The organism is Bradyrhizobium lablabi (genome assembly GCF_001440475.1).
In the GTDB taxonomy this organism is placed as follows: domain Bacteria; phylum Pseudomonadota; class Alphaproteobacteria; order Rhizobiales; family Xanthobacteraceae; genus Bradyrhizobium; species Bradyrhizobium lablabi.
Map to the genome: position 1 here is coordinate 68352 of NZ_LLYB01000055.1, position 20939 is coordinate 89290.

The following is a 20939-nucleotide window of genomic DNA, read 5'->3' on the forward strand; positions in this document are numbered from 1 at the left end:
TACGATTCTTACTTCTTCACCAGCGGGCAATCGCTGGCTTCGAGCGGCTTGGCGGCGTCCTCCGGCGAGATCGTGGCGATCTGCTTGTAGTAATCCCACGGTCCCTTCGACTCTTCCGGCTTCTTCACTTCGAACAGATAGGCCGGGATGAGGCGGCGGCCGTCGGCGCGCAGCGGACCCTTGCCGAACAGCGGATCGTCGGTCGGCAATTCCTTCATCTTGGCGACGACCTTGGCCCCGTCATGCGGATTGCTGCCGAGTGCGTCCATCGCCTTCAGGTAATGCAGGATCCCCGCATAGAGGCCGGCGACGGTCATCGAGGGCATCGAGCCCTTCGGCGAGAGCTTCTGGAAGCGCTTCGACCATTCGCGGGTGTTGTCGTTGAGATCCCAGTAGAAGGATTCGGTGAACGTCAGGCCCTGCGCGGTCTTCAGGCCGAGCGCATGCACGTCGTTGATGAAGAGCAGCAGCGCGGCGAGTTTCTGACCGCCCTGGACGATGCCGAATTCGGCTGCCTGCTTGATCGAGTTGGTGGTGTCGCCGCCGGCATTGGCAAGGCCGATGACCTTGGCCTTCGAGGACTGCGCCTGCAGCAGGAAGGAGGAGAAGTCCGAGGTGTTGAGCGGATGCCTGACGGCGCCCAACACCTTGCCGCCGGTCTGGGTGACCACATTGCCGGTGTCGCGCTCCAGCGCATGGCCGAAGGCGTAGTCGGCGGTCAGGAAGAACCAGGTGTCGCCACCGGCCTTGGTCAGCGCCTTGCCGGTGCCGTTGGCGAGCATGTAGGTGTCGTAGGTGAAGGAGACGGTGTTCGGCGTGCAGGCCTTGCCGGTGAGGTCGGCAGTGGCGGCGCCCGAGTTGAGCAGCACCGAATTCTTTTCCTTCACGAGATTGTTCACCGCGAGCGCGACGCCGGAGTTCGGCGTATCCGCGATCACGTCCACCTTGTCGGCGTCGATCCACTGCCGCGCGATGTTGACGCCGATGTCGGGCTTGTTCTGGTGGTCGCCGCTGACGACATCGATCTTCCAGCCCTTCTTGGTGAGACCGGAATCCTCGACCGCCATCTTGACCGCAGCCACCGAATTGGGGCCGCCGATGTCGGCATAGAGGCTCGACATGTCGTTGAGCACGCCGATCTTTACGGTCTTGTCCTGGGCCAGTGCTGGCGTTGCGAGGGTAAGGGCGGCAAGCGCCACAGAGGCGGCGAAGCGCCGCGCAATTCTAGTCGTCATGATATTCCTCCAGAAATGATTGTTCGCCGGCTCTCTTTTCGGAACCTGCCAGCGCTTTTGCGATAGTCCTTCTCGAAAGCGCGGGCAATGCACCTATCGTAGCGCGTCCGACGTCAGTTTGAACTTCTGGATCCGCTTTCCGGTATCGACCTCGGCGGTATAGACGTTGCCCTTGGCATCCACGGCCATGGCGTGAATCCAGTGGAACTGTCCGGCATTGCGGCCGCTGCGGCCAAAACTGCCGACTACGGTACCATCTTCCCGTTTCAGCACCCGGATTTCGTTGTTCTCGCCGTCGGCGCTCAGCAAATAGGTCTGCTTCGGGTCGGGCCAGATCGCGATATCCCAGACCGCGCCGTTACCGCGCGTGTTCTTTTCGTAAAACCATTCCTTAACGAAGGTTCCATCTTTCCTGAAAACCTGGATGCGGTTGTTGATGCGATCGCAGACGTAGAGCAACCCGTCGTTGGCGAGCTTCACGCAATGCACGGGGTTGGCGAATTGCTGTGGGGCCGGTCCGTTGGGATCGTAAGGCGGCTGTTTCTCGTCGCTCGGCGGTTTGCCATAGGCGCCCCAGTGCCGCTTGTAGGCGCCTGACGTGGCGTCGAACACGATGATGCGGCGGTTGCCGTAACCGTCGGCGACGAAGATTTCGTTGGCGTCCTTGTCGACCGCGGTCTCGGCGGGCTTGCCGAGCTGCGTGGTGTCACCGGAGCCCTTGCTCGGCGCGATCTGTCCGATCTGCATCACGAACTTGCCGTCGGCCGTGAATTTCAGGATCGCATTGTCATTGTCGGCATTGCCGCCGACCCAGACAAAACCCTTCTCGTCCACTTCGATGCCGTGCTCGCGGCCGACCCATTCGTAACCCTCGCCGGGGCCGCCCCACGAGCGCAACAGGTTGCCGTCGGCATCGAACTCGAGCACCGGCGGAGCGGAGACGCAGCATTTTGAGCGGGGCGGGTTCAGCGCTGCGCCCTTTTCGTCGTCGGTCAGCGAACGCGGACGATGAATGACCCAGATATGGCCCTGCGCATCGACGGTGATGCCGCCGACCTGGCCCAGGATCCAGTTGTTCGGCAGCGGTTTTGGCCAGGACGCATCGACGGCGAAGGTTGGGATATCGCCGGCGTGCGACCGTGCGGGCGCTGCAATCAGCATTGCGGCGGAGAAGCAGGCAGCAATGGCTCTGGAAAGATGTTGGCGGGCGCGATTACGCGTCGGCGTCATGAGTGCCTCCCGATGATTTTTCTTGGCGGGTTATCCCGCTTGGGAGGGCAGTCAATCGTGGGGAGGCGACCAAGTCAATCGGTGTCGCCCCGTCATTGCGAGCGCAGCGAAGCAATCCATCCTTCGGCGCACGCGGATGCATGGATTGCTTCGTCGCTTCGCTCCTCGCAATGACGGAGAGAAATGACGCGGCTACGCCGGCGGATGAAAGCTCATCAGCGTACGGCTCTTGTAGTCATAGAGCTTGCCGGTCTCGTTCCACTCCGGCGCGCACATCGGCACGATGAATTCCGCCGCCTGTTCAGGCGTATCCAGCGTCATCGGGTCTTCGCCGGGAAAAACGCTGGCGCGCATGCGGGTGCGGATCGGGCCGGGGCTGAACAGGTTGACGCGCAGCTTGGTGCTCACGGTCTCGTTGGCCCAGGAGCGCACCAGCGTATCCAGTGCGGCCTTCGAGGCGGCGTAGGGACCCTGATAGGCGTTGGCTTTGCTGGCGGCGCCCGAGGTCACGAACACGGCACGGCCGGCGTCCGAGACCCGGAGCAGCGGATCCATGCAGCGGATCAGCTGGAAGTTCGCGGTGACGTTCACCGCGATCACGTCGTTCCAGGGTTTCAGCTCGATATGCCCGAGCGGCGAGGAGGGACCGGCGATACCGGCGTTGCCGACGAGAATGTCGAGCTTGCCGTGGCGCTCATGCAGCGCTGCGCCGAGCCGCGCGATGCCGTCGAAATCGGTGAGGTTGAGCGGCACCAGCGTGGCGCTGCCGCCCTCTTTCCGGATCTCGTCGTCGAGTTCCTCCAGACCGCCTTGCGTGCGCGCGATGGCAACGATGTGCGCGCCGGCGCGGGCGAGCGCGCGGGCCGTGGCATAGCCGATGCCGCGTGAGGCGCCCGTGACGAGCGCGATGCGGGAGGCGAGGGGTTTGGTCATGATGTGCCACTTTCGTCATGCCGGGACTTGTTCCCGGCATCCACGTCTTTGCGGCGGGTATTACAGACGTAGATGGCCGGGACAAGCCCGGCCATGACGGAAAATAACTCGATTATTGGCCGCAAACGCGCCGTCAGCTCGCCTCCGCCAGCAGCGACAATTGACGGGGCTGCGGCTCGACCTGGGTCTGGTCGGTGAGGTGGGTCGGGTAGGTGCCCGTGAAGCAGTGATCCGAGAATTTCGGATTGGCGGGGTCACGGCCGGGTTCGCCCATGGCGCGGTACATGCCGTCGATCGACAGGAACGCCAGCGAATCCGCGCCGATGATCTCGCGCATTTCCTCCAGCGAGTGGGTCGCGGCGAGCAGGCCGCCACGATCCGGCAGGTCGATGCCGTAATAATCGGGATAGAGGATCGGGGGCGAAGCGAGACGGAAATGCACCTCGCGCGCGCCGGCGTCGCGCATCATGCGCACGATCTTTTTCGAGGTCGTGCCGCGCACCAGCGAATCGTCGATCAGGATGATGCGCTTGCCTTCGATTGCGGCGCGGTTGGCGGAATGCTTCATGCGCACGCCGAGCTCGCGAACGCTCTGGGTCGGCTGGATGAAGGTGCGGCCGACATAGTGGTTGCGGATGATGCCGAGTTCGAACGGCACGCCGGAAAACTGGCTGTAGCCCACGGCTGCGGGCACGCCGGAATCCGGCACCGGTACCACGACGTCGACGTCGGGATGGCTCTCGCGCGCGAGCTGCGCACCGAAGGCTTTTCGGACGTCGTAGACCGAGCGGCCGCCGACGATCGAATCCGGCCGCGCGAAGTAGATGTATTCGAAGATGCAGGGCCGCGGCGGCTTCGGCGGGAACGGCTTGTGGCTGTGCGCGCCGGTCTCGTCGAACACGATGATCTCGCCGGGCTCGACGTCGCGGACATATTTGGCGCCGATCATGTCGAGCGCGCAGGTTTCCGAGGTCAGGATCGGACGGCCGTCGAGATCGCCGAGCACCAGCGGCCGGATGCCGAGCGGATCGCGCGCCCCGATCAGCTTCTTGTTGGTCAGCGCGACCAGCGCATAAGCGCCTTCGATTGCGCGGAGCGACTCGATGAAGCGGTCGATGAAGCGGCTGCGCTTGGATTGCGCGACCAGATGCAGGATGACCTCGGTGTCCGTGGTCGACTGCATCATCGCGCCGCCCTTCACCAGCTCGCGGCGCAGCGTCAGTCCGTTGGTGAGGTTACCGTTGTGGCCGACCGCGAAGCCGCCGGCGCTGAGCTCGGCAAACAGCGGCTGGACGTTGCGCAGGATGGTGCCGCCGGTCGTGGAATAGCGGACATGGCCGACGGCCATAATGCCGGGCAGGCGCTCGATCACCTCGCGGCGGGAGAAGGTGTCGCCGACGAGACCGAGCCGGCGTTCGGAGTGGAAGCGGCTGCCGTCGAAGGAGACGATGCCGGCGGCTTCCTGGCCGCGATGCTGGAGAGCGTGTAGTCCGAGCGCCGTGATTGCGGCGGCCTCGGGGTGGCCGAAAATGCCGAACACGCCGCATTCCTCGCGTAGCGTGTCGCCTTCGAGATCGTCCTGCAACTCGATCCCAAGGTTTAGATCGAGTTGGTCGGCGGGATCGGAAGGGTTTTGCATCGCGTCCATCGCCTCTCTATCTTGGCCAGAATTATCGGCCCGCGGGTTTCTCGATCAGCTTTTTAAGGCTGTCGCGGGCAGGTTTACTGTAGCCATCGCCAGACGCAGGGGCTGCCTGGTCGGCGTCAGTTTGGTCGTCTTCCGGTTTATTCTTCTTGAATCGTTTTAAGATGGTGTTCTCGGGGTCGTCAGGCAAGAGCGACATTAACCAATCCCCGGTTCCCTGCAGGACGACCCGGGATTTCGCACCGGTGATCCAGTCCGGCCGCTGCTTGTCCGGGACCAGCCAGCTGAAGAACAGGAAGGCGACCACCACGATCAGGAGGCCGCGGCCGAGGCCGAACAGGAAGCCGAGCGTGCGGTCCAGCGCGCCGATCCGGGAATCCAGGATCATGTCGGAGATTCGCACCGTGATGACGGAGACCACGATCAGGGTGCCGATGAAGGTGCCGGCTACCACCACCACGGTCGCGATCGTATCGCTACCGAAATAGGCCTTGGCCGATGGCATCAGCTTCGAGAAGGCATACAGCGTCACCAGCGCCGCCGCGCCCCAGGCCGCGATCGACAGGATTTCGCGCATGAAGCCGCGCACCATGGCGAGCAGGCCCGAAATCAGCATCACTCCGAGCAGGACGAGATCGAGTATCGTTACGGGCATCGGCTGGTCAGGTCCGCTCGTCAGTTCTCAAAGCAGCGAATCGGCGGGTCAGAACTCCCCCAAGAGAGGGGCAGACGGCGCATCCCGCAAGGCCGGATATCGTGCCATCCCGGTCCGCCTTTCGCGCGCGTTGTATAGCGGCGAGGGCGGGGCGCGTCACGCCGCTTTAGCTGTTTTCACGACGGAATCGCGTTGGTGTGGCATTTTTCTCCGTCACACCCTCGCGAGCGGTGTCCCGGTTGCCTCTCGGCGTGCCGCGCGCCGCGATTTCGGCAACCAGGCTGGTCAGTCCGCCGACGCTGTTCAGCGTCAGGCCCCCGTCGCTACCGATCTCGCCACGGGCCGATTCGGGCAGGACGGCGCGTCCAAAGCCGAGTTTGGCGGCTTCTTTCAGCCGCGCCGAGGTCTGCGCCACCGGCCGAACCGCGCCGGAGAGCGAAATCTCGCCGAAATAGACCGCATCCGTCGGTAACGGCGCGTTTACCAACGACGAAACCAGGGCGGCGGCCGCCGCGAGGTCCGCCGCGGGCTCCTGGATCCGCAGGCCGCCCGCCACGTTCAGGTAGACGTCATAGCCGGACAGTTTGACCCCGCAATGGGCCTCCAGTACCGCCAGCACCATCGACAGCCGGCTCGGGTCCCAGCCCACCACGGCCCGCCGGGGGGTGCCCAGCGTGGTCGGCGCCACCAGGGCCTGTAATTCCACCAGAACGGGGCGGGTGCCTTCGATCCCGGCAAAGACCGCAGTGCCCGGGCTGCCCAGATCGCGTTCAGAAAGGAACAATTCGGAGGGGTTGGAAACCTCGCGCAGACCCAGCCCCGTCATCTCGAACACCCCGATCTCGTCGGTCGGCCCAAAACGATTCTTCATCGCGCGCAAGATGCGGAAATGTTGCGAGCCTTCGCCCTCGAACGACAGCACTGCGTCGACCATGTGCTCGACCACGCGGGGGCCCGCGATCTGGCCGTCCTTGGTGACGTGCCCGACCAGGATGATCGCCGCACCGGATTTCTTGGCGAATCGAATCAGCGCCTGCGCCGAGGCGCGGACCTGCGTCACCGTTCCCGGCGCCGATTCCACCGTGTCGGTCCACATGGTCTGGATCGAATCGATCACGATCAGGCGCGGCACCGCGCCCTCCGACAGCGTCGAGACGATGTCCTCGACCGAGGTTTCGGAGGCAAGCTGCACCGGCGCATCCGCCAGCCCGAGCCTTTCGGCGCGCAGACGCACCTGCGCCACCGCCTCTTCGCCCGATATGTAGACCGCACGATGCCCGGCGCGGGCCAGCATGCTGGTGGCCTGCGTCAGCAGCGTCGACTTGCCGATGCCGGGATCGCCGCCGACCAACAATACCGAGCCGCGCACAAAGCCGCCGCCGGTGACGCGATCGAGCTCCGTCATCCCCGAAGACAGGCGCGGGGCGTCGTTGCTTTTGCCGGTCAGCGATTCCAGCGCAAACGTCCGGCCCCTGCGCTTCGAGCGGATCGACACCGGCACGCTACCGGACGTGTCCTCTTCGGCCAGCGTGTTCCACTCACCGCAGGACTCGCACTTGCCCTGCCAGCGGTTATACGCCGCGCCGCAGTTCTGGCAGACGAAGGAGAGGGTGGATTTGGCCATGATGGGAAATAGCAGACTCGGTGGAACGGGCGGCACTACTTAGCACGGAAAGACGCCGTGTGGCGCGATGAGTGCCGATGCATTCATGGCACGCGTCGGAACATCACGAAGCAACGCTGGAGCACGTCCAGATGCCCACCGGCTGTTCGAGCCCGCGAATGCTCTGCGCCGGCTGCTCGACCAGCAACGCGAAGTCGGCGCTCGACTGGTTCGTTTCGGTGCGGGCCTGCTGCACCAGCGCGTCGCTGACGACGATGGCGCATCCGAATTCGCGGGTCAGTGCCTCGAGGCGGCTCGCCGCGTTTACGGTGGTGCCGATCACGGCGAATTCGAGCCGGTTGAGGCCGATATCGCCCAGCACGACCTGGCCGTAGTGCAGTCCGACGCTGACCTGGATCGGCGGCTGGTTGCGATCCTTCCGTTCTCTGTTCAATTCGGCAATCGAGGCGATCATGCCTCTCGCGCAACGCAAGGCGTTCAGCGCGTCGGAATCGCCGGCGAACGGCGTGCCGAACGTCGCCATCAGGCCGTCGCCGAGATATTTGTCGAGCGTTCCGCCGTGCTGGAATACTTCTCTTTCCATCCGCTCGTGGAATTGTCGCAACGTCTCGATGACCTCGTTCGGGTCGCGTCCATCGGCGTAGGCGGTGAATCCCACAATGTCGGCAAACAAGACCGCGACGTCCTGCGTGCGCACCCGCGTGAGCGGCTCGTCATTGCCCGACAGTTCGTTGACGACGTTGGGCGAGAAATAACGCGCGAGGTTGGCGCGCTCGCGTTCGAGCCCGGCGTGGCTGATCAGCAGGGCGTTGGAACGGCGCACGGCCAGCGCCAACGTCATCGCGACGATCAGGAACACCGTGATTTCCTGGAATCGCAACCGAATGTCGATCGCTGTGGGGTTGATGATGTGGAACATTCTGAGGTCGGAGCCGAGGGCGGCTCGCACGCGTTCCGACAATTCGGCGTGAGTATCGGGCTGCAGGTACGCCCAGCCCACCCCGATCGCCCACACGGCCGAGGTCCAGAACCCCATCGCGACCACTGTTCGCCACGAATAGGCAAGGGTAGCGGTTGCCAGAAAGACAAAGAAATAGATGAAAGTGTCGAACCGGAATTGCATGCCGATCGGCCAGCTCTCGGCACTGAACGGATTTGGCACGACGGTGAGGAGGGTGATTAGCGCCAGATCGCAAAAGATCAGGAAAAGCTCCGGCTGCGAGCGCCCGACTTCGCCGACTTTGAGTTGGGCCCAGCCGATCAAGGCAAATAAGCTGAGCATCACGACGTAGTAGATCACGTCCCAGTTCGGGTTGATGATCGGCAAGGTAACGGCAATCACTGCCAGCGCGACCCAGCGGGCCCGGACAGCGAGAAGGAGACCCTGGCGCTTGCTTTCCGCAATCGCCGCTTCAGCGAACTTCTGGGTCTCTTGCCGGGCTTCGTTTCGTCCAGTTCGCTGGTCGCCCGGATTGGGCACATCAGCCGCTTCCGCCATCACGCTCAAGACGCATTCTCCCCAGTCGAGATCAGGCCGTGCAACCTGCACGATCTCGTCGATCAAGATGGCACGCCTGAGACGAGGCAGCCACCGGTCGATGCGTCATATCGGAAAAACGCTGCGGCGGTGAGGCCGTCGAGCAAATTTGAACAGTTGCCGCCGGTCCGGAGACAGGGAGCATGCCGAACCCTGATGATTACCGGTTCTTGGGGAGATCGCCCTTGCGCTTGCAAAGCAGGTAGGGCTTGCCGTCGATCCTGAGCGTGTGCTTTGGCCCCGGCGAAAGCTGATCGTCACTTTCCGCCCGTTCGCGCCCTTGTTGTAGTCGTCCCAGAATTCGAAACAGGTCGTCGACAGGACCATTCCGTCGTCGGCTGGCGCCTTGCGGTCGACCCGGCAATGATTTTCATATTGATCGACGAGCGGCGCCGGCTTGTCCTTGATGACGTTGTCGAGGTCGATGAAGGTCTTGCTGTCAGGCCCATCCTTGTCGCGGCAATCTTTCCGGCTCGTTGCCCAGAGCCCATCAAACGTCGGTGCGGCGCGCGAGGCCGTTTGCGCGGCGAGAACGGCGAAGACGGTCGCGAGCGTGATGATAACGACTTTCCGCATGACCGGTCTCGCATGTCGGTGCGTCATGGGCGGCATCCGAGATCATCCCGGGCGCCGCCACACGACAAGCCAAGGCTCTATTTCACCGACACGAACGGCACGGCCGAGCCCGGCACCATCGTCGTCGGCAGCACGCCGTTCCAGCGTTCGGCCTGCACCAGCGTAACCAGGTTGGGGTTGGTGCCGAGCGCCTTGGCGCGGGCTTCGATGGCGGCGGCTTCGGCCTCGCCAGTGATCCTGATATTGGTCGCCCGCGCTTCGCCGTTCAGCCGGAGCGCATCGGCCGCGGCCTGCGCCTCGGCGCGGACGGCATTGGCCTTGGCGGTCGCCTGCGTCACGGTGATCTGCGCCTGCACCTTTTCGCGCTCGGCGTTCTGCTGCAGCTTCTGCACCTCGACCTCGGCCAGCATGCGCTGCTCGATCGAGTGCAGATAGTTTGCACTGAATTCGATATTTTCGAGCTGGACGCTCTCGATCATGATCATCGGGTCGTCTTTCAGCGACGCTGTGATGGCGTCCTTGATCGCCGAGTTCAGCGCGCCGCGCTCCTGGATCGCCTTCACGGCCGTGTAGCGGCCGAACACGATCTTGACCTGCTGGTTCACGGCCGGGCTGACGACCTGTTTGACCGCGGTGTCGAGGCCGCCGAACTTGGCATAGAGATCGGCCACCTTGTCCGGCGAGGCGCGCAGGGTGACGCTGATTTTGAGGTCGGCGGGCTGCTGGTCGTAGGAGTAGGAGTTCATCTTGTCCCAGGCATAGGTGAAGGTCTTGACGCTGACCTTCTCGACGCTGTCCATCAGGGGGACCTTGAAGCCGAGGCCCGGCTGCGCGGTGCCGATGACCGCGCCGTAGCGCAACCTCACGCCGCGCTCGGTCTGATCGACGGTGTACCAGCTCCCCGCGGCGATGATGGCAATGATGACGACGGCGACGATGGCGCCGATGATTCCCCTGGGCATTTCGGTCTCTCCAGACGTGGGTGATGCGAATCCATGCCCGGCATTGATCGAGGCTCACTTGCCGAATGGATGTGACAGGCGTCACTTGGTCGGCCGCTGCTGGCGAATGGTTCAGGCTGTCAGCGCCGAATTCCTTACGAAAATGCGGTCCACAGCAGGGTGAGGCCGGCGGCGAGCATGATGCCATCCATCAAAAGCCGGAAGACGTCGGGCTGAAGGTGCAGCACGAAGCGTTTGGCGATGAAAGCGCCGAACATGAGCGAGGAGCCGGCGATCAGGCCCTTCAGCGCGACATCAGGCGTCAACGCGCCGAAGCGTTCGAACGTGACTGACTTGCTCAAGTAGAGGCCGAGCGAGCTTGCGGCTTCGGTGGCGAGGAAGGCGCCCTTGGTCAGCCCGTAAAACAGAAACAACGGCACGCTGAGCGGGCCGGTCGATGCCACGATGCCGGTGAGATAGCCGATGACAGCGCCACCGACCGCAAGGTGCCAGATGCGTGCTTTAAGCTGATGGCGGGCGAGCCAGTGCCGCACCGGCACCATCGCGATGAGAAACACCCCGATCGTGATATCGACGGCGTGCGAGGGCAGCAGGAGCAAGGTTCGCGCACCAAGCGCGGCGGCCGGAATCCCCGTAACCGAATAGGCAAGACAGGCGCGCCAGTCGACCTCGCGCCACCAGGCGAGGATGCGCGACAGGTTCGCCATCACGGCGGCTACCGCCATGATCGGAACCGCTTCCTTCGGCCCGTATTGAAAGACCAATACCGGCATCAGCATGATCGACGAGCCGGTGCCGACGATCCCCGAAATGGTGCCGGCGAGCAGGCCGACAATAAGGACAAAAAGGAAGCCCAAGTCGCTGTCTTTCACGTTTCTCTGCTGCTGACATCATGGTGGCAGCAGGCTCAGGTTACGACGTCCAGACGCTTTAGGGAAAGGACCCGATCGTGCCAATCAAGGGAAGCTGCCATTGCGGCCAGACGCAATTCGAGGTGAGCGAGCCGCCGGCGGAAGTGACGCGCTGCACCTGTTCGCTGTGTTCCAAGCGCGGCGCGTTGTGGGCCTACTACACCCCGGCTCAGTTCCGCCTGACTTCGCCGCCAGAAAATGTCGCGACCTATCTTTGGGGCAGCCGCACCGTCAAACATCATTTCTGCGCCGGTTGCGGCTGCGGCACCTATTCGGAATCACCTGACTGGTCGACCGGCAAGCCGGACTTCGACAACCCCAAGGTCGGCGTCAATTCGCGCCTGTTCGACGATTTCGATCTGGACGCTGTAACGGTGACGGTGATCGACGGCAAAAATCTCTGGTGAAAGCGGCAGCAGCCGGTTGTGCTAGGCGGCGTAGAGCTCAACCGGTGCGTCGAACCCCTTGAGCTGGAAGGCCTTCGAAGAACAGTCCTTCAAATCCGGTTGGGCGCGGTCAAACACGGCCTTCGTCACCAGGATCTGGTCGGCTTCGGCGACCGACTGGGCCCGGGAGGCGGTGTTGACGACGGTGCCGATCGCCGTCAGGTCGCGATGCGAGCGACCGAATTCGCCAAAACTGAGTTCGCCCGTGTGGATGCCGATGCCGATTCCGAGATCGCTGGAGGAGAGACCGTGCGCCTGGACAAGGCTCTCGCGCCGATCGCGCCAGTTGGCCTGGATTTCGCGCGCGGCAAGCACGGCGTTCCTGGCATGCTGCTCGCGCTTCAAGGGAAAGTTGAAGACCGCCATCACGGCGTCGCCGATGGTTTTGTTGAGGAGTCCCTCGTGCTGCCAGATCGCGTTGGCGCATTCATCGTAGAATGCGTCGAGCAGCCCGGAAACCGCGTCGGCCGATTGCGACTGCGACAGGCTGGTGTAGCCGCGCAGGTCGGCAAACATGATGGTCGCGTCGATGGTGATCTTGCGGGCCCGCATCACCTTCGTGAACATAAGCTCGCAGATGGTGCAGGTATTGGGATTCATCCGGCTCGGACGAATGCCGAACGCACGAAAAGGCGCCGAGGCCACGCCGCGAAGCGGCACCGGCACATGCATCTGCTCCCAGCATCCCTTGCAGATGAGCGATTGTTGCAGCGCTGCCATTTTCAACCTCGATCCACGAGCGCGGCAGAGTATGGCGATCCTATAACCGGCGGCAGGTGCGAGCAAGACAGCATCGCCGCAGCGCACACCTGCCGGCTGGCGGCGAAAGGCAAAGCTGCTAGGATCGCGTCAAAACAAGCAGAACGGAGGATCGCTATGGACGCCGTGATGAAGGGCGCGCAGACCGCAGATACGCATTCCCATCTGGTCCGCCCCGACAGCATGGAATGGCAGAAGACCCGTTTCCCCGGTTGCGAGGCCAAGACGCTGCTGTTCGATCGCAAGACCGGCCTGATGACGGCGCTGATGCGGTTCGCGCCGGGTGCGGTGCTGCCCGACCACGAGCACGTCAACATCGAGCAGACCTACGTGCTCGAGGGTTCGCTCGTCGACAAGGAGGGGCCGGCGCAGGGCATCGAATGCAAGGCCGGCGAATTCATCTGGCGCGAGGAGGGCAGCCGTCACGTCGCCTGGTGCCCGCAAGGCGGGTTGATGCTCGCGATCTTCCAGGTGCCGAACAAATTCTTCGAAGCCGACGGCCGCGTCATCGATGCCGCGGGCGAAGACTGGGATGCCGCGTGGGGTCACACGCGCAAGGGCTGATCCGCCGGGCGTGGATCATTGTCTCGGAATCGCCGCGGTATCGATAACCCGCTTCCAGCGGGATATCTCTGATGCGACCATGCTGCGCATATCCTCCGGCGACCCGCTGCGCATCTCGTTGCCCATCGCCTGGAGCTTGTCCTTGATGTCAGGCATCTCGAGCACGGCGCGTAATTCGCGATTGAGTTTCTCGACGACGGGTTGAGGCACGTTCTTGGCTGTAGCGATACCGAGCCAGGACTGAACCGCGTAACCGGGGACCGTTGCGGCGATCGGCGGCACGGCGGGAATGGAAAACCATGGCTTTTCGTTGGTCACGCCGAGGCCTCGTATCGTTCCGGCGGCAAGCTGCGGGGCCGTGATCGTCAGCGTGTCGATCAGGATGTCGATCTGACCGCCGAGAAGATCGTTGATGGGACCGCCGCCGCCCTTGTAGGGCACGTGGATCATCTTGATGCCGGCCATCGACGACAGCAATTCGCCGACCAGATGTTGCGTCGACCCGACGCCGACCGAACTGTAGGTCAGCGTGTCCGGTTTCGCCTTCGCCTCCGTAATCAGATCCGCAAGCGTCTGAAACCGGTGGCTTGATTTGACGGCGACGACGAAGGGAAAGAACACCACCGTCGAGATCATCTGGAAATCCTCGACCGGCTCGAACGGCAGCGTCTTGTACATCGCCGCCGAGACCGCGTGGCCGCCCGTCAGCATGATGAGCGTATAGCCGTCCGGTGCGGCTTTGGCGGTGCGGTCGGATGCAATGTTGCCGCCGGCGCCCGGGCGGGCTTCAACGATGACGGGTTTGCCGAGCCGCCGGGACAGGCCGTCGGCGACAATACGGGCGATCGCATCCGCGTTGCCGCCGGCGCCGAAGCCATGGGTCAGCGTGATCGGCCGGGACGGGTAATCGTCATCGGCGGCTGCGCTAAAGTTAACGAGCACACAGAAGAGTGCAGTTATTGCTGCGATCGCTCTCGGAATTCCCACGCGCGTTCCCCCGTCTCTTTTTTTGATTCTTTTCGAAGCTTGCGGAAAGCATAACAAGTCCGGCCTGCTTGTGCGAACAAACGGCCCGTCGCGCCTTGCGCGGATGCCGCAGCTCTATCCGAGCACGATCCACGCCGGCGCATGGTCGCTGGCGCCTTCCTCGCCGCGCATCTTGCGGTCGACGCCTGCCTTGATCAGTCGCGGTGCAATGGCGGGGCTGAGCAGGAGGTGATCGAGCCGCAATCCGGCGTCGCGCGGCCAGCGGTTGCGCTTGTAGTCCCAGAACGTGAACATCGGCTTGGACGGGTGCAGCGTCCGGATCGCGTCCGTCCAGCCCTGGTCCACCAGCGCCTTGAACGCCGCGCGGCTCTTGGGCTGGATCAGCGCGTCCTTGTCCCAGGACTTCGTCGGATAGATATCTGATGCGGTCGGCGCCACGTTGTAGTCGCCGGCCAGCACCGCGGGGATATCCTGCTTGAGCAGTTTTGCGGCATGCGACCGCAGCCGCTTGAACCAGTCGAGCTTGTAGTCGAATTTCGGCCCCGGCTGCGGATTGCCGTTCGGCAGGTAGATGCTGGTGACAAGGATGCCGTTGACTGCGGCCTCGATGTAGCGCGCCTCGTCATCATTGCGATCGCCGGGCAGGGCGGTGCGCGTCAGTACAGGCTCAGCATTCCGCGCCAGAATGGCAACGCCGTTCCAGGTCTTCTGTCCACGCCACACCGCGCCATAGCCGGCCTTCTCGATCGCTTGAATAGGGAACTCGGCATCGGTCGATTTCAGTTCCTGCAAGGCGACGACGTCGGGTTTTGCTGCGCGCAGCCAGCGCAACAGGTTCGGCAAGCGGCGGTTGACATTATTGATGTTGAAGGTCGCGATCTTCATGTAGAGCTAGCTGGCATCACCGTGCTTCGCCTGACGCTTCGCTGATATTTGGAGATTCCATGTCGAAACTACGCTTCGCCATTCTCGCGCTCGCCATCGGATGCTCCGGGTCCGCAGTTGCTCAAACAGGCGACGGGCGTGGTGCGTGCAAGGCGGACTATGACAAATATTGCGCCGGTACGCAGCCCGGCGGCGGCCGTGTCGTTGCATGCCTGAACAAGCAGCTTCCCCAACTCAGCGACGCCTGCAAGAAAGTGCTGGCTAGCCGGAGGAAACAGTAGGACAGGGCACCACGCCGCGAAGCAACACGAAGCAACACAGAGAACAATAACTACGCGGAAGCGGCCGGCGGCTCCGCGGGAGGCGGAGCAGGGGACTCTGCAGTGGCATTGCCGCCCTTGTAGATCCGCGCGTAGCGCTTGCCGAGGCTGGTCAGCACTTCGTAACCGATGGTGCCGAAATGGTGGGCGAGTTCGTCGACCGTGATGCCTTCGCCGATCAGTGTCACCATATGGCCGCGTCGCACCGCGTTCTTGTCGAGATCGGTGATGTCGACCGCCGTCAGGTCCATCGAAATCCGCCCCGCGATCGGGCAGCGCCTGCCGGCGACCACCACCTCGGCGCCGCGGGTGCCATCATTGGAGCTGGCCGCGCGGAAGTAACCGTCGGCATAGCCCGCGGCGACGATCGCTATCCGGGTCGGACGCCGCGCCGTCCAGGTGCCGCCATAGCCGACGGTATCGCCGCGCTCGATGTTGCGGATCTGCACGATGCGGGCCTTCAACTCGACGACCGGCTGCATCGGGTTGTCGGCCTCGGGCGTCGGATTGATGCCATAGAGCGCACAGCCCGGCCGCACGATGTCGAACTGGAACTGGGCGCCGAGAAAGATGCCGGACGAATTCGCCAGCGACGCCGGGACGCCCGAGAACAGGCTCGCGATCTCGCGGAAGGCCGTGAGCTGCCTGGCATTGGCGGGATTGTTGAGCAGTTCCGCCGAGGCGAGGTGGCTCATCACGAGCGTGATGCCGTGATCCCCGGCATTGATGCGCGGGATGATGCCCTGCGCCTCGGTCACGGTCATGCCGAGCCGGTTCATGCCGGTATCGATATGGATGGCGGCGCCGCCCGACCAGCCGGAGCGGCGGCAGAACACGTCCCATTCGGCGAGCTCGTTGAGGTCGCCGATCACAGGTTTGCAGTCGATCCTGGCGTAAGCATCGCCGGTGTTCTGGAAGAAGCCGCCGAGCACGTAGATCGCAGCCGTGGTCGGCACCGCGGCGCGGACCGCGCGGGCCTCATCGAGCGTGGCGACGAAAAACGTCTTGCAGCCGGCGTTGGAGAGGGCGCGCGCGACCTGCTCGGCGCCGCAGCCATAGCCGTCCGCCTTGACGACACCGGCGCATTCGGCCGGTACCGCGGTCTTCTCGAGCTTGCGCCAATTGGCGACGATGGCGTCGAGGTCGACCGTCAGCACGCCGGTTGCGGTGGCAAGCACGGCAGCCTGGTTCGCCTCGGGCGAGAGCAGGGTGCCCTGCGGAATGGATTTGGGATCAGGAGCGACGTTCATGCCACGATTTTACGCGGCGGAACGCTGCGGTTCAACTGCGGCGCTCAGTGCTCATAGCTGCGGTCGGGCAGATTGCCGTCATGCGCAAGGTCACTGAACCGGGTGAACTGGCCTTCGAATTGCACGTCCACCGTTCCGGTCGGGCCGTGACGCTGCTTGGCGATGATGATTTCGGCCTTGCCGTGCACCAGGGACATGTCGAGCTGCCACTTCTCGTATTCGGGGGTACCGATGCGCGGCTCCTTGTTCTGGAGGTAATATTCCTCGCGATACACAAAGATCACGACGTCGGCGTCCTGTTCGATCGAACCGGATTCACGCAGGTCGGACAGTTGCGGGCGCTTGTCGTCACGGTTTTCGACCTGACGCGAAAGCTGCGACAGTGCGATGATGGGAACGTTGAGCTCCTTGGCGAGTGCCTTCAGGCCGGTGGTGATTTCCGTCACTTCCTGCACGCGATTGTCGGACTTCTTGCCCGAGCCCTGCAGCAGCTGGATGTAGTCGATCACGATCAGGTCGAGGCCCTTCTGCCGCTTCAGCCGCCGCGCCCGTGCGGTAAGCGCAGAGATCGAAAGGCCGCCGGTTTCGTCGACATAGAGCGGCAGCGACTGCAATTCGATCGAGTAATCGCGGATCTTCTCGAAGTCGGCCTCGCTGATGCCGCCGCGGCGGATCATGCTGGAGGAAATGCTGGTCTGTTCGGCCAGAATACGGGTGGCGAGCTGCTCGCCGGACATTTCGCAGGAGAAGAAGCCGACGATACCGCCATTGACGGTCTTCATCGTGCCGTCGGCCTGCACCTCGGCGCGATGCGCGCTGGCGATGTTGTAGGCGATATTGGTGGCGAGCGACGTCTTGCCCATGCCGGGGCGGCCGGCGAGGATGATCAAGTCGGACGCCTGCAGGCCGCCCATCTTGGTGTCGAGGTCGCGCAGGCCGGTGGCAACGCCCGACAGGCTTCCGTCGCGCTGGAAGGCCTTGGCCGCCATGTCGACGGCGGTGGTCAGCGCCTGCGCAAAGCGCTGGAAGCCGCCGTCATAGCGGCCGGACTCGGCGAGTTCGTAAAGCTGGCGCTCGGCGTCCTCGATCTGCGCGCGCGGGGCAAAATCCACCGGCGCGTCGAAGGCTACATTGACCATGTCCTCGCCGATCCGGATCAGGTCGCGGCGCAGCGACATGTCGTAAACCGTTCGGCCGTAATCCTGCGCGTTGATGATCGTGGTGGCTTCCGCCGCCAGCCGCGCGAGGTATTGGCCAACCGTCATGCCGCCGATATCGGTGTCGGCCGGAAGGAAGGTTTTCAACGTCACGGGCGTTGCGACCTTGCCCATCCGGATCAGGCTGCCGGCGGTCTCGAAAATGGTCTGGTGGATCGGCTCGAAGAAGTGCTTCGGCTCGAGAAAGTCGGAAACCCGGTAGAACGCGTCGTTGTTGACCAGGATCGCGCCCAGGAGGCTCTGCTCCGCCTCGATGTTGTGCGGCGCGCTCCGGAAGGCGGGAGTTCCCGCGTCGGGAGCAAGCTTGAGAACGTTCGAATCAGTCAGAGCCATGGCGTCAGGTTATGCAGTTGGTTTCTGGCGTTGCCAGCATTTCCGTAAGGGGGGCGGCGATAAAGCGCCTGTCCCGGGCAAAGCGGAAGCAAAAGCTCGACGCTATGCACCGTTCTTCAAAAATGTGGATGAATCCGACGCGTGGTCGGCGCGAAGCTTGACGGGCTTTCGGCCAAAACCGGGCGGTGCGGCCGCGCTTCCGCGAAAATGCCAGGTAAAATCTTAGGAGAGCCTGAACCTTACCGTCACTTGGACAGACCTATTCCAACGCGGCGGCCGCTTTCGGGCCGCGACCTTAAGCGTTGATCAAACCAGCATCAGGTAGAGGAACGCGAACAGGGCGGCGACCACGCCGATTGCGATCAAGGCGTAGTCGATCCGGATGTCGGACTCGAACGGAGCTGGGTAAGTCGGCTGGCTCATGGCGCGAGATGTACGACGGACCGCCAAGCGACTCTGTGAAGTAGATCACATCGGATGTGATTTTCTTCGCGGCAGAATGGATTGGTTACGAAAATCGGGAACGGGCTGGCGGTGTTCGAGTTGCCAGTTGTATCGAACCAAAGGGACAGGCGATGGGTCAGCAACTCCAGGGATGGCGATCGGCAAGCAGCCAGCGTTTGTGGCTGTCGATGCTGATTGACACCATGGAAGAGATTTCGCGCCCGGAACGCCGTGCCGAGCCCTGCGATGCTGAGTTGCTGGCTGCGCTACGAGCCCAACTCGCCCGTCCGGCCCTTCCTTCCACGCCCTTCGTTTCGGCTTACAGCCTGCGGAACTGACGCCGCCCGATTTGCGGCGGCCTATTCGCCCGCCAGCCGCAACCGCGGCTTCTTTCCGAGTTCCATGCGCCGCAGCCGCGCTTCTTCCCGGTGAATGTAGCCGCGGGTGATCGGCACGACCCCTTGGCGCTTGGTGAGCTGGATCTGGAAATTCATCAGATTCTGCTTCCGGAACGACATTTCCGAGGCTGCCAGATAAAATTCCCACATCCGGGCAAACCGTTCGTCGTACAGGCGTATTGCCTCTTCACGCCGCGCCACGAAGCGGTCGCGCCAGGCCTTCAGCGTTTCGGCGTAGTGGAGCCGCAGGATTTCGATGTCGCAGACCAGAAGGCCCGCCTTCTCGATTGCGGGGATGACTTCGGAAAGGGCGGGGATATAGCCGCCGGGGAAGATGTATTTCGTAATCCACGGGCTCGACACATCGGGCCCTGTCGAGCGGCCGATCGAATGCAGCACCATGATGCCGTCGTCGCTGAGAAGTTCGGCGCAGCGCCGGAAAAAGATTTCATAGAAGTCGATGCCGACATGCTCGAACATGCCGACCGACACGATCCGATCGAACGGACCAGCAATGTCGCGGTAATCGCTCAGCACGAATCTCGCCGACCCCGTCAGGTTCCTCTCGGCGGCGCCCGCATTCGAGGCCTGCAACTGCTCCGACGACAGCGTGATGCCCGTGACGTCGGCGCCGGTCATTTCGGCGAGATAGAGGCCAAGGCCGCCCCAGCCCGAGCCGATATCGAGCACGCGGTTGCCGCGCCCGATCAGGAGTTTTGCGGCAAGGTGGCGCTTCTTGGCGAGCTGGGCGTCGTCGAGCGTGGTATCCGGCGTTTCGAAATAGGCGCAGCTATATTGTCTGTCGGCGTCGAGGAAGAGGGAATAGAGCCGTCCGTCGAGATCGTAGTGATGGGCGACGTTGTTTTTCGCCCGGCCGCGCCAATTGAATTGTCTGATGTGCCTGCCGAAATATCGCATCCACCACTGCAGCTTGGCCCAGCGCGGCACCATTTCGGGCTGGCCGAGGAGGATTTCCAGCGCATCCGCGATCGAGCCGTTCTCGACCACGAACGTGCCATCCATATAGGCTTCGCCCAGCGCCAGTTCGGGATTGAGCAGGATCCGGCGTTGTGTTCGCTCGCTCAGGAACCGCGCCGATACCGGGCGGCCAGTTCCATCACCGCAGGCGAATCTGGCGCCGCTTGCCGCGGTAAACGTCATCGTGCCGCGGCGAATGAACTGGCCTAGAAAATAACGCAACAACCGATCCATCGAGGCACCAATGGAGCGAACGCCCGTTACACCGACGCATCCGGGGAACATTAGTTCCAAGGATGGATCACGATTCTGATAAGTACGATAATGCCATGGCGCTAGTGTGTTGGAGTCAAAGCGGATATTCCCAAATGCCACACTCACGAAGAAGCGCAACGAGTGCGCTTCCATTCGCGTCATAATCGTCTAAAAGGTGACCCCGCCGCTGGCGACGTCGTGCGTCGCAGGGGTGATTCTACCTCTGGAGAAGCAGGGAATGTTGAGCCGAGCGCTCAGTTCAGCGACGGTGATGCTCCTGATCGGCTGCGTCACGGCAGGCGTGGTGCGGGCGGAAAATCTCGACGCCGGCAAGAGCCCCTCCCAGATCTTCTCGAGCACCTGCAGTGCCTGCCACAAGAGCCCGCGTGGCCTGTTGAAGAGCGTGTCGGCTTCGTCGTTGCCGGGCTTCCTGCGCCAGCATTACACGACCGGCACCGACATGGCCTCGGTGCTGTCCTCCTACCTGATATCCAACGGCGCTGCCGACCCCCGTTACCAGGGCAAGGATCAGGCGAAGAAGGACGCCAGGCAGAAGGATGCCAAGCAGGACGGCAGGACTGATCAGCCTGACCGATTCAGCTTCGGCCGCCGGCAGCCGCCGGCCCAGGAGGCCTCTCGGCCGGACGCCGCCGGAACCGCGCCGCAAGGCGAGGGCGAGCGTCCGGGCCGCAACGCGAAGCGGCGGCCACAAGCGCCGTCCGAGGCGGCCAAACCTGCCGATGGTGAGGCCCCGGTACGGGCGGCGACCGACAGCAAATCGGGCGGCAGGCAGAA

20 protein-coding genes and 1 pseudogene are annotated in these 20939 nt (G+C 63.3%); 5 read left to right on the forward strand and 16 right to left on the reverse strand.

Annotated elements, in window-relative coordinates; all coding sequences use genetic code 11:
• Window positions 1-8: 8 nt before the first annotated feature.
• From CQ14_RS10105 to CQ14_RS10150, 10 genes are all read right to left on the reverse strand, one after another.
• Window positions 9-1235, reverse strand: a complete 1227-nt coding sequence (locus tag CQ14_RS10105) for an ABC transporter substrate-binding protein (RefSeq protein ID WP_057857757.1) — start codon at window positions 1233-1235, stop codon at window positions 9-11.
• A gap of 93 nt (window positions 1236-1328) precedes the next feature.
• Complete coding sequence (locus tag CQ14_RS10110; protein WP_245320287.1) at window positions 1329-2396, reverse strand: NHL repeat-containing protein; 1068 nt, start codon at window positions 2394-2396, stop codon at window positions 1329-1331.
• A gap of 261 nt (window positions 2397-2657) precedes the next feature.
• Window positions 2658-3398, reverse strand: a complete 741-nt coding sequence (locus CQ14_RS10115) for an SDR family NAD(P)-dependent oxidoreductase (protein ID WP_057857759.1) — start codon at window positions 3396-3398, stop codon at window positions 2658-2660.
• Window positions 3399-3531: 133 nt separating this feature from the next.
• Window positions 3532-5037: an amidophosphoribosyltransferase gene (purF, locus tag CQ14_RS10120; RefSeq protein ID WP_057857848.1), complete on the reverse strand. Its 1506-nt coding sequence runs from the start codon at window positions 5035-5037 to the stop codon at window positions 3532-3534.
• A 31-nt stretch (window positions 5038-5068) separates the two neighbouring features.
• Window positions 5069-5698: a CvpA family protein gene (locus tag CQ14_RS10125; RefSeq protein WP_057857760.1), complete on the reverse strand. Its 630-nt coding sequence runs from the start codon at window positions 5696-5698 to the stop codon at window positions 5069-5071.
• Between the two features lie 166 nt (window positions 5699-5864).
• On the reverse strand, window positions 5865-7322 hold the full coding sequence (gene radA, locus CQ14_RS10130) for a DNA repair protein RadA (RefSeq protein WP_057857761.1): 1458 nt from the start codon (window positions 7320-7322) through the stop codon (window positions 5865-5867).
• Between the two features lie 103 nt (window positions 7323-7425).
• Window positions 7426-8886: an adenylate/guanylate cyclase domain-containing protein gene (locus tag CQ14_RS10135; RefSeq protein ID WP_156434837.1), complete on the reverse strand. Its 1461-nt coding sequence runs from the start codon at window positions 8884-8886 to the stop codon at window positions 7426-7428.
• A 39-nt stretch (window positions 8887-8925) separates the two neighbouring features.
• Complete coding sequence (locus CQ14_RS10140; protein WP_057857762.1) at window positions 8926-9435, reverse strand: hypothetical protein; 510 nt, start codon at window positions 9433-9435, stop codon at window positions 8926-8928.
• A gap of 77 nt (window positions 9436-9512) precedes the next feature.
• On the reverse strand, window positions 9513-10397 hold the full coding sequence (locus CQ14_RS10145) for a prohibitin family protein (protein WP_057857763.1): 885 nt from the start codon (window positions 10395-10397) through the stop codon (window positions 9513-9515).
• A 134-nt stretch (window positions 10398-10531) separates the two neighbouring features.
• The gene (locus tag CQ14_RS10150) at window positions 10532-11254 is read right to left on the reverse strand and encodes a sulfite exporter TauE/SafE family protein (protein ID WP_057857764.1); all 723 of its coding nucleotides are present in this window, start codon (window positions 11252-11254) and stop codon (window positions 10532-10534) included.
• A 92-nt stretch (window positions 11255-11346) separates the two neighbouring features.
• Between CQ14_RS10150 and CQ14_RS10155 the strand changes: the two genes are divergently transcribed.
• Complete coding sequence (locus CQ14_RS10155; protein WP_057857765.1) at window positions 11347-11715, forward strand: GFA family protein; 369 nt, start codon at window positions 11347-11349, stop codon at window positions 11713-11715.
• A gap of 21 nt (window positions 11716-11736) precedes the next feature.
• Here the strand turns inward: CQ14_RS10155 and CQ14_RS10160 are convergent, their stop codons facing one another.
• On the reverse strand, window positions 11737-12465 hold the full coding sequence (locus tag CQ14_RS10160) for an adenylate/guanylate cyclase domain-containing protein (protein ID WP_057857850.1): 729 nt from the start codon (window positions 12463-12465) through the stop codon (window positions 11737-11739).
• A 165-nt stretch (window positions 12466-12630) separates the two neighbouring features.
• Between CQ14_RS10160 and CQ14_RS10165 the strand changes: the two genes are divergently transcribed.
• Window positions 12631-13077 carry a cupin domain-containing protein gene (locus tag CQ14_RS10165; RefSeq protein WP_057857766.1) on the forward strand — a complete coding sequence of 149 codons (447 nt, stop codon included), beginning with the start codon at window positions 12631-12633 and terminating at the stop codon, window positions 13075-13077.
• A gap of 15 nt (window positions 13078-13092) precedes the next feature.
• Here CQ14_RS10165 and CQ14_RS10170 read toward each other — a convergent pair whose 3' ends face one another.
• A complete protein-coding gene (locus tag CQ14_RS10170; protein WP_199805496.1) occupies window positions 13093-14064 on the reverse strand; it encodes a Bug family tripartite tricarboxylate transporter substrate binding protein in 972 nt (323 codons plus the stop codon).
• A 114-nt stretch (window positions 14065-14178) separates the two neighbouring features.
• Window positions 14179-14949 carry an exodeoxyribonuclease III gene (locus CQ14_RS10175; protein WP_057857768.1) on the reverse strand — a complete coding sequence of 257 codons (771 nt, stop codon included), beginning with the start codon at window positions 14947-14949 and terminating at the stop codon, window positions 14179-14181.
• A 59-nt stretch (window positions 14950-15008) separates the two neighbouring features.
• Here CQ14_RS10175 and CQ14_RS42105 point away from each other — a divergent pair, with 59 nt between their 5' ends.
• Window positions 15009-15230: a cysteine rich repeat-containing protein gene (locus tag CQ14_RS42105; protein WP_082649799.1), complete on the forward strand. Its 222-nt coding sequence runs from the start codon at window positions 15009-15011 to the stop codon at window positions 15228-15230.
• Between the two features lie 50 nt (window positions 15231-15280).
• Here the strand turns inward: CQ14_RS42105 and alr are convergent, their stop codons facing one another.
• Window positions 15281-16519, reverse strand: a complete 1239-nt coding sequence (gene alr, locus CQ14_RS10180; RefSeq protein ID WP_057857769.1) for an alanine racemase — start codon at window positions 16517-16519, stop codon at window positions 15281-15283.
• A 44-nt stretch (window positions 16520-16563) separates the two neighbouring features.
• Window positions 16564-18069 (reverse strand): replicative DNA helicase, encoded by a 1506-nt coding sequence (locus CQ14_RS10185; protein WP_057857770.1) that lies wholly within the window; start codon window positions 18067-18069, stop codon window positions 16564-16566.
• A 479-nt stretch (window positions 18070-18548) separates the two neighbouring features.
• On the opposite strand from CQ14_RS10185, the gene CQ14_RS42110 reads away from it, so the two are divergent.
• Window positions 18549-18851 carry a hypothetical protein gene (locus tag CQ14_RS42110; RefSeq protein ID WP_245320282.1) on the forward strand — a complete coding sequence of 101 codons (303 nt, stop codon included), beginning with the start codon at window positions 18549-18551 and terminating at the stop codon, window positions 18849-18851.
• Window positions 18852-18872: 21 nt separating this feature from the next.
• Here CQ14_RS42110 and CQ14_RS10190 read toward each other — a convergent pair whose 3' ends face one another.
• Window positions 18873-20123 (reverse strand): cyclopropane fatty acid synthase, encoded by a 1251-nt coding sequence (locus tag CQ14_RS10190; protein WP_057857771.1) that lies wholly within the window; start codon window positions 20121-20123, stop codon window positions 18873-18875.
• Between the two features lie 259 nt (window positions 20124-20382).
• Here CQ14_RS10190 and CQ14_RS44560 point away from each other — a divergent pair.
• A pseudogene (locus CQ14_RS44560) lies at window positions 20383-20939 on the forward strand (hypothetical protein); the annotation flags it as partial.

Excerpts from the sequence above, each read along its gene's own strand:
- CQ14_RS10175 (WP_057857768.1), bottom strand. The coding sequence starts at position 14,949 with ATGAAGATCGCGACCTTCAACATCAATAATGTCAACCGCCGCTTGCCG.
- CQ14_RS42105 (WP_082649799.1), top strand. The coding sequence starts at position 15,009 with ATGTCGAAACTACGCTTCGCCATTCTCGCGCTCGCCATCGGATGCTCC.
- purF (WP_057857848.1), bottom strand. The coding sequence starts at position 5,037 with ATGCAAAACCCTTCCGATCCCGCCGACCAACTCGATCTAAACCTTGGG.
- CQ14_RS10145 (WP_057857763.1), bottom strand. The coding sequence starts at position 10,397 with ATGCCCAGGGGAATCATCGGCGCCATCGTCGCCGTCGTCATCATTGCC.
- CQ14_RS10105 (WP_057857757.1), bottom strand. The coding sequence starts at position 1,235 with ATGACGACTAGAATTGCGCGGCGCTTCGCCGCCTCTGTGGCGCTTGCC.
- alr (WP_057857769.1), bottom strand. The coding sequence starts at position 16,519 with ATGAACGTCGCTCCTGATCCCAAATCCATTCCGCAGGGCACCCTGCTC.
- radA (WP_057857761.1), bottom strand. The coding sequence starts at position 7,322 with ATGGCCAAATCCACCCTCTCCTTCGTCTGCCAGAACTGCGGCGCGGCG.
- CQ14_RS10185 (WP_057857770.1), bottom strand. The coding sequence starts at position 18,069 with ATGGCTCTGACTGATTCGAACGTTCTCAAGCTTGCTCCCGACGCGGGA.
- CQ14_RS10110 (WP_245320287.1), bottom strand. The coding sequence starts at position 2,396 with ATGCTGATTGCAGCGCCCGCACGGTCGCACGCCGGCGATATCCCAACC.
- CQ14_RS10140 (WP_057857762.1), bottom strand. The coding sequence starts at position 9,435 with ATGCGGAAAGTCGTTATCATCACGCTCGCGACCGTCTTCGCCGTTCTC.
- CQ14_RS10190 (WP_057857771.1), bottom strand. The coding sequence starts at position 20,123 with ATGGATCGGTTGTTGCGTTATTTTCTAGGCCAGTTCATTCGCCGCGGC.
- CQ14_RS10115 (WP_057857759.1), bottom strand. The coding sequence starts at position 3,398 with ATGACCAAACCCCTCGCCTCCCGCATCGCGCTCGTCACGGGCGCCTCA.
- CQ14_RS10125 (WP_057857760.1), bottom strand. The coding sequence starts at position 5,698 with ATGCCCGTAACGATACTCGATCTCGTCCTGCTCGGAGTGATGCTGATT.
- CQ14_RS10165 (WP_057857766.1), top strand. The coding sequence starts at position 12,631 with ATGGACGCCGTGATGAAGGGCGCGCAGACCGCAGATACGCATTCCCAT.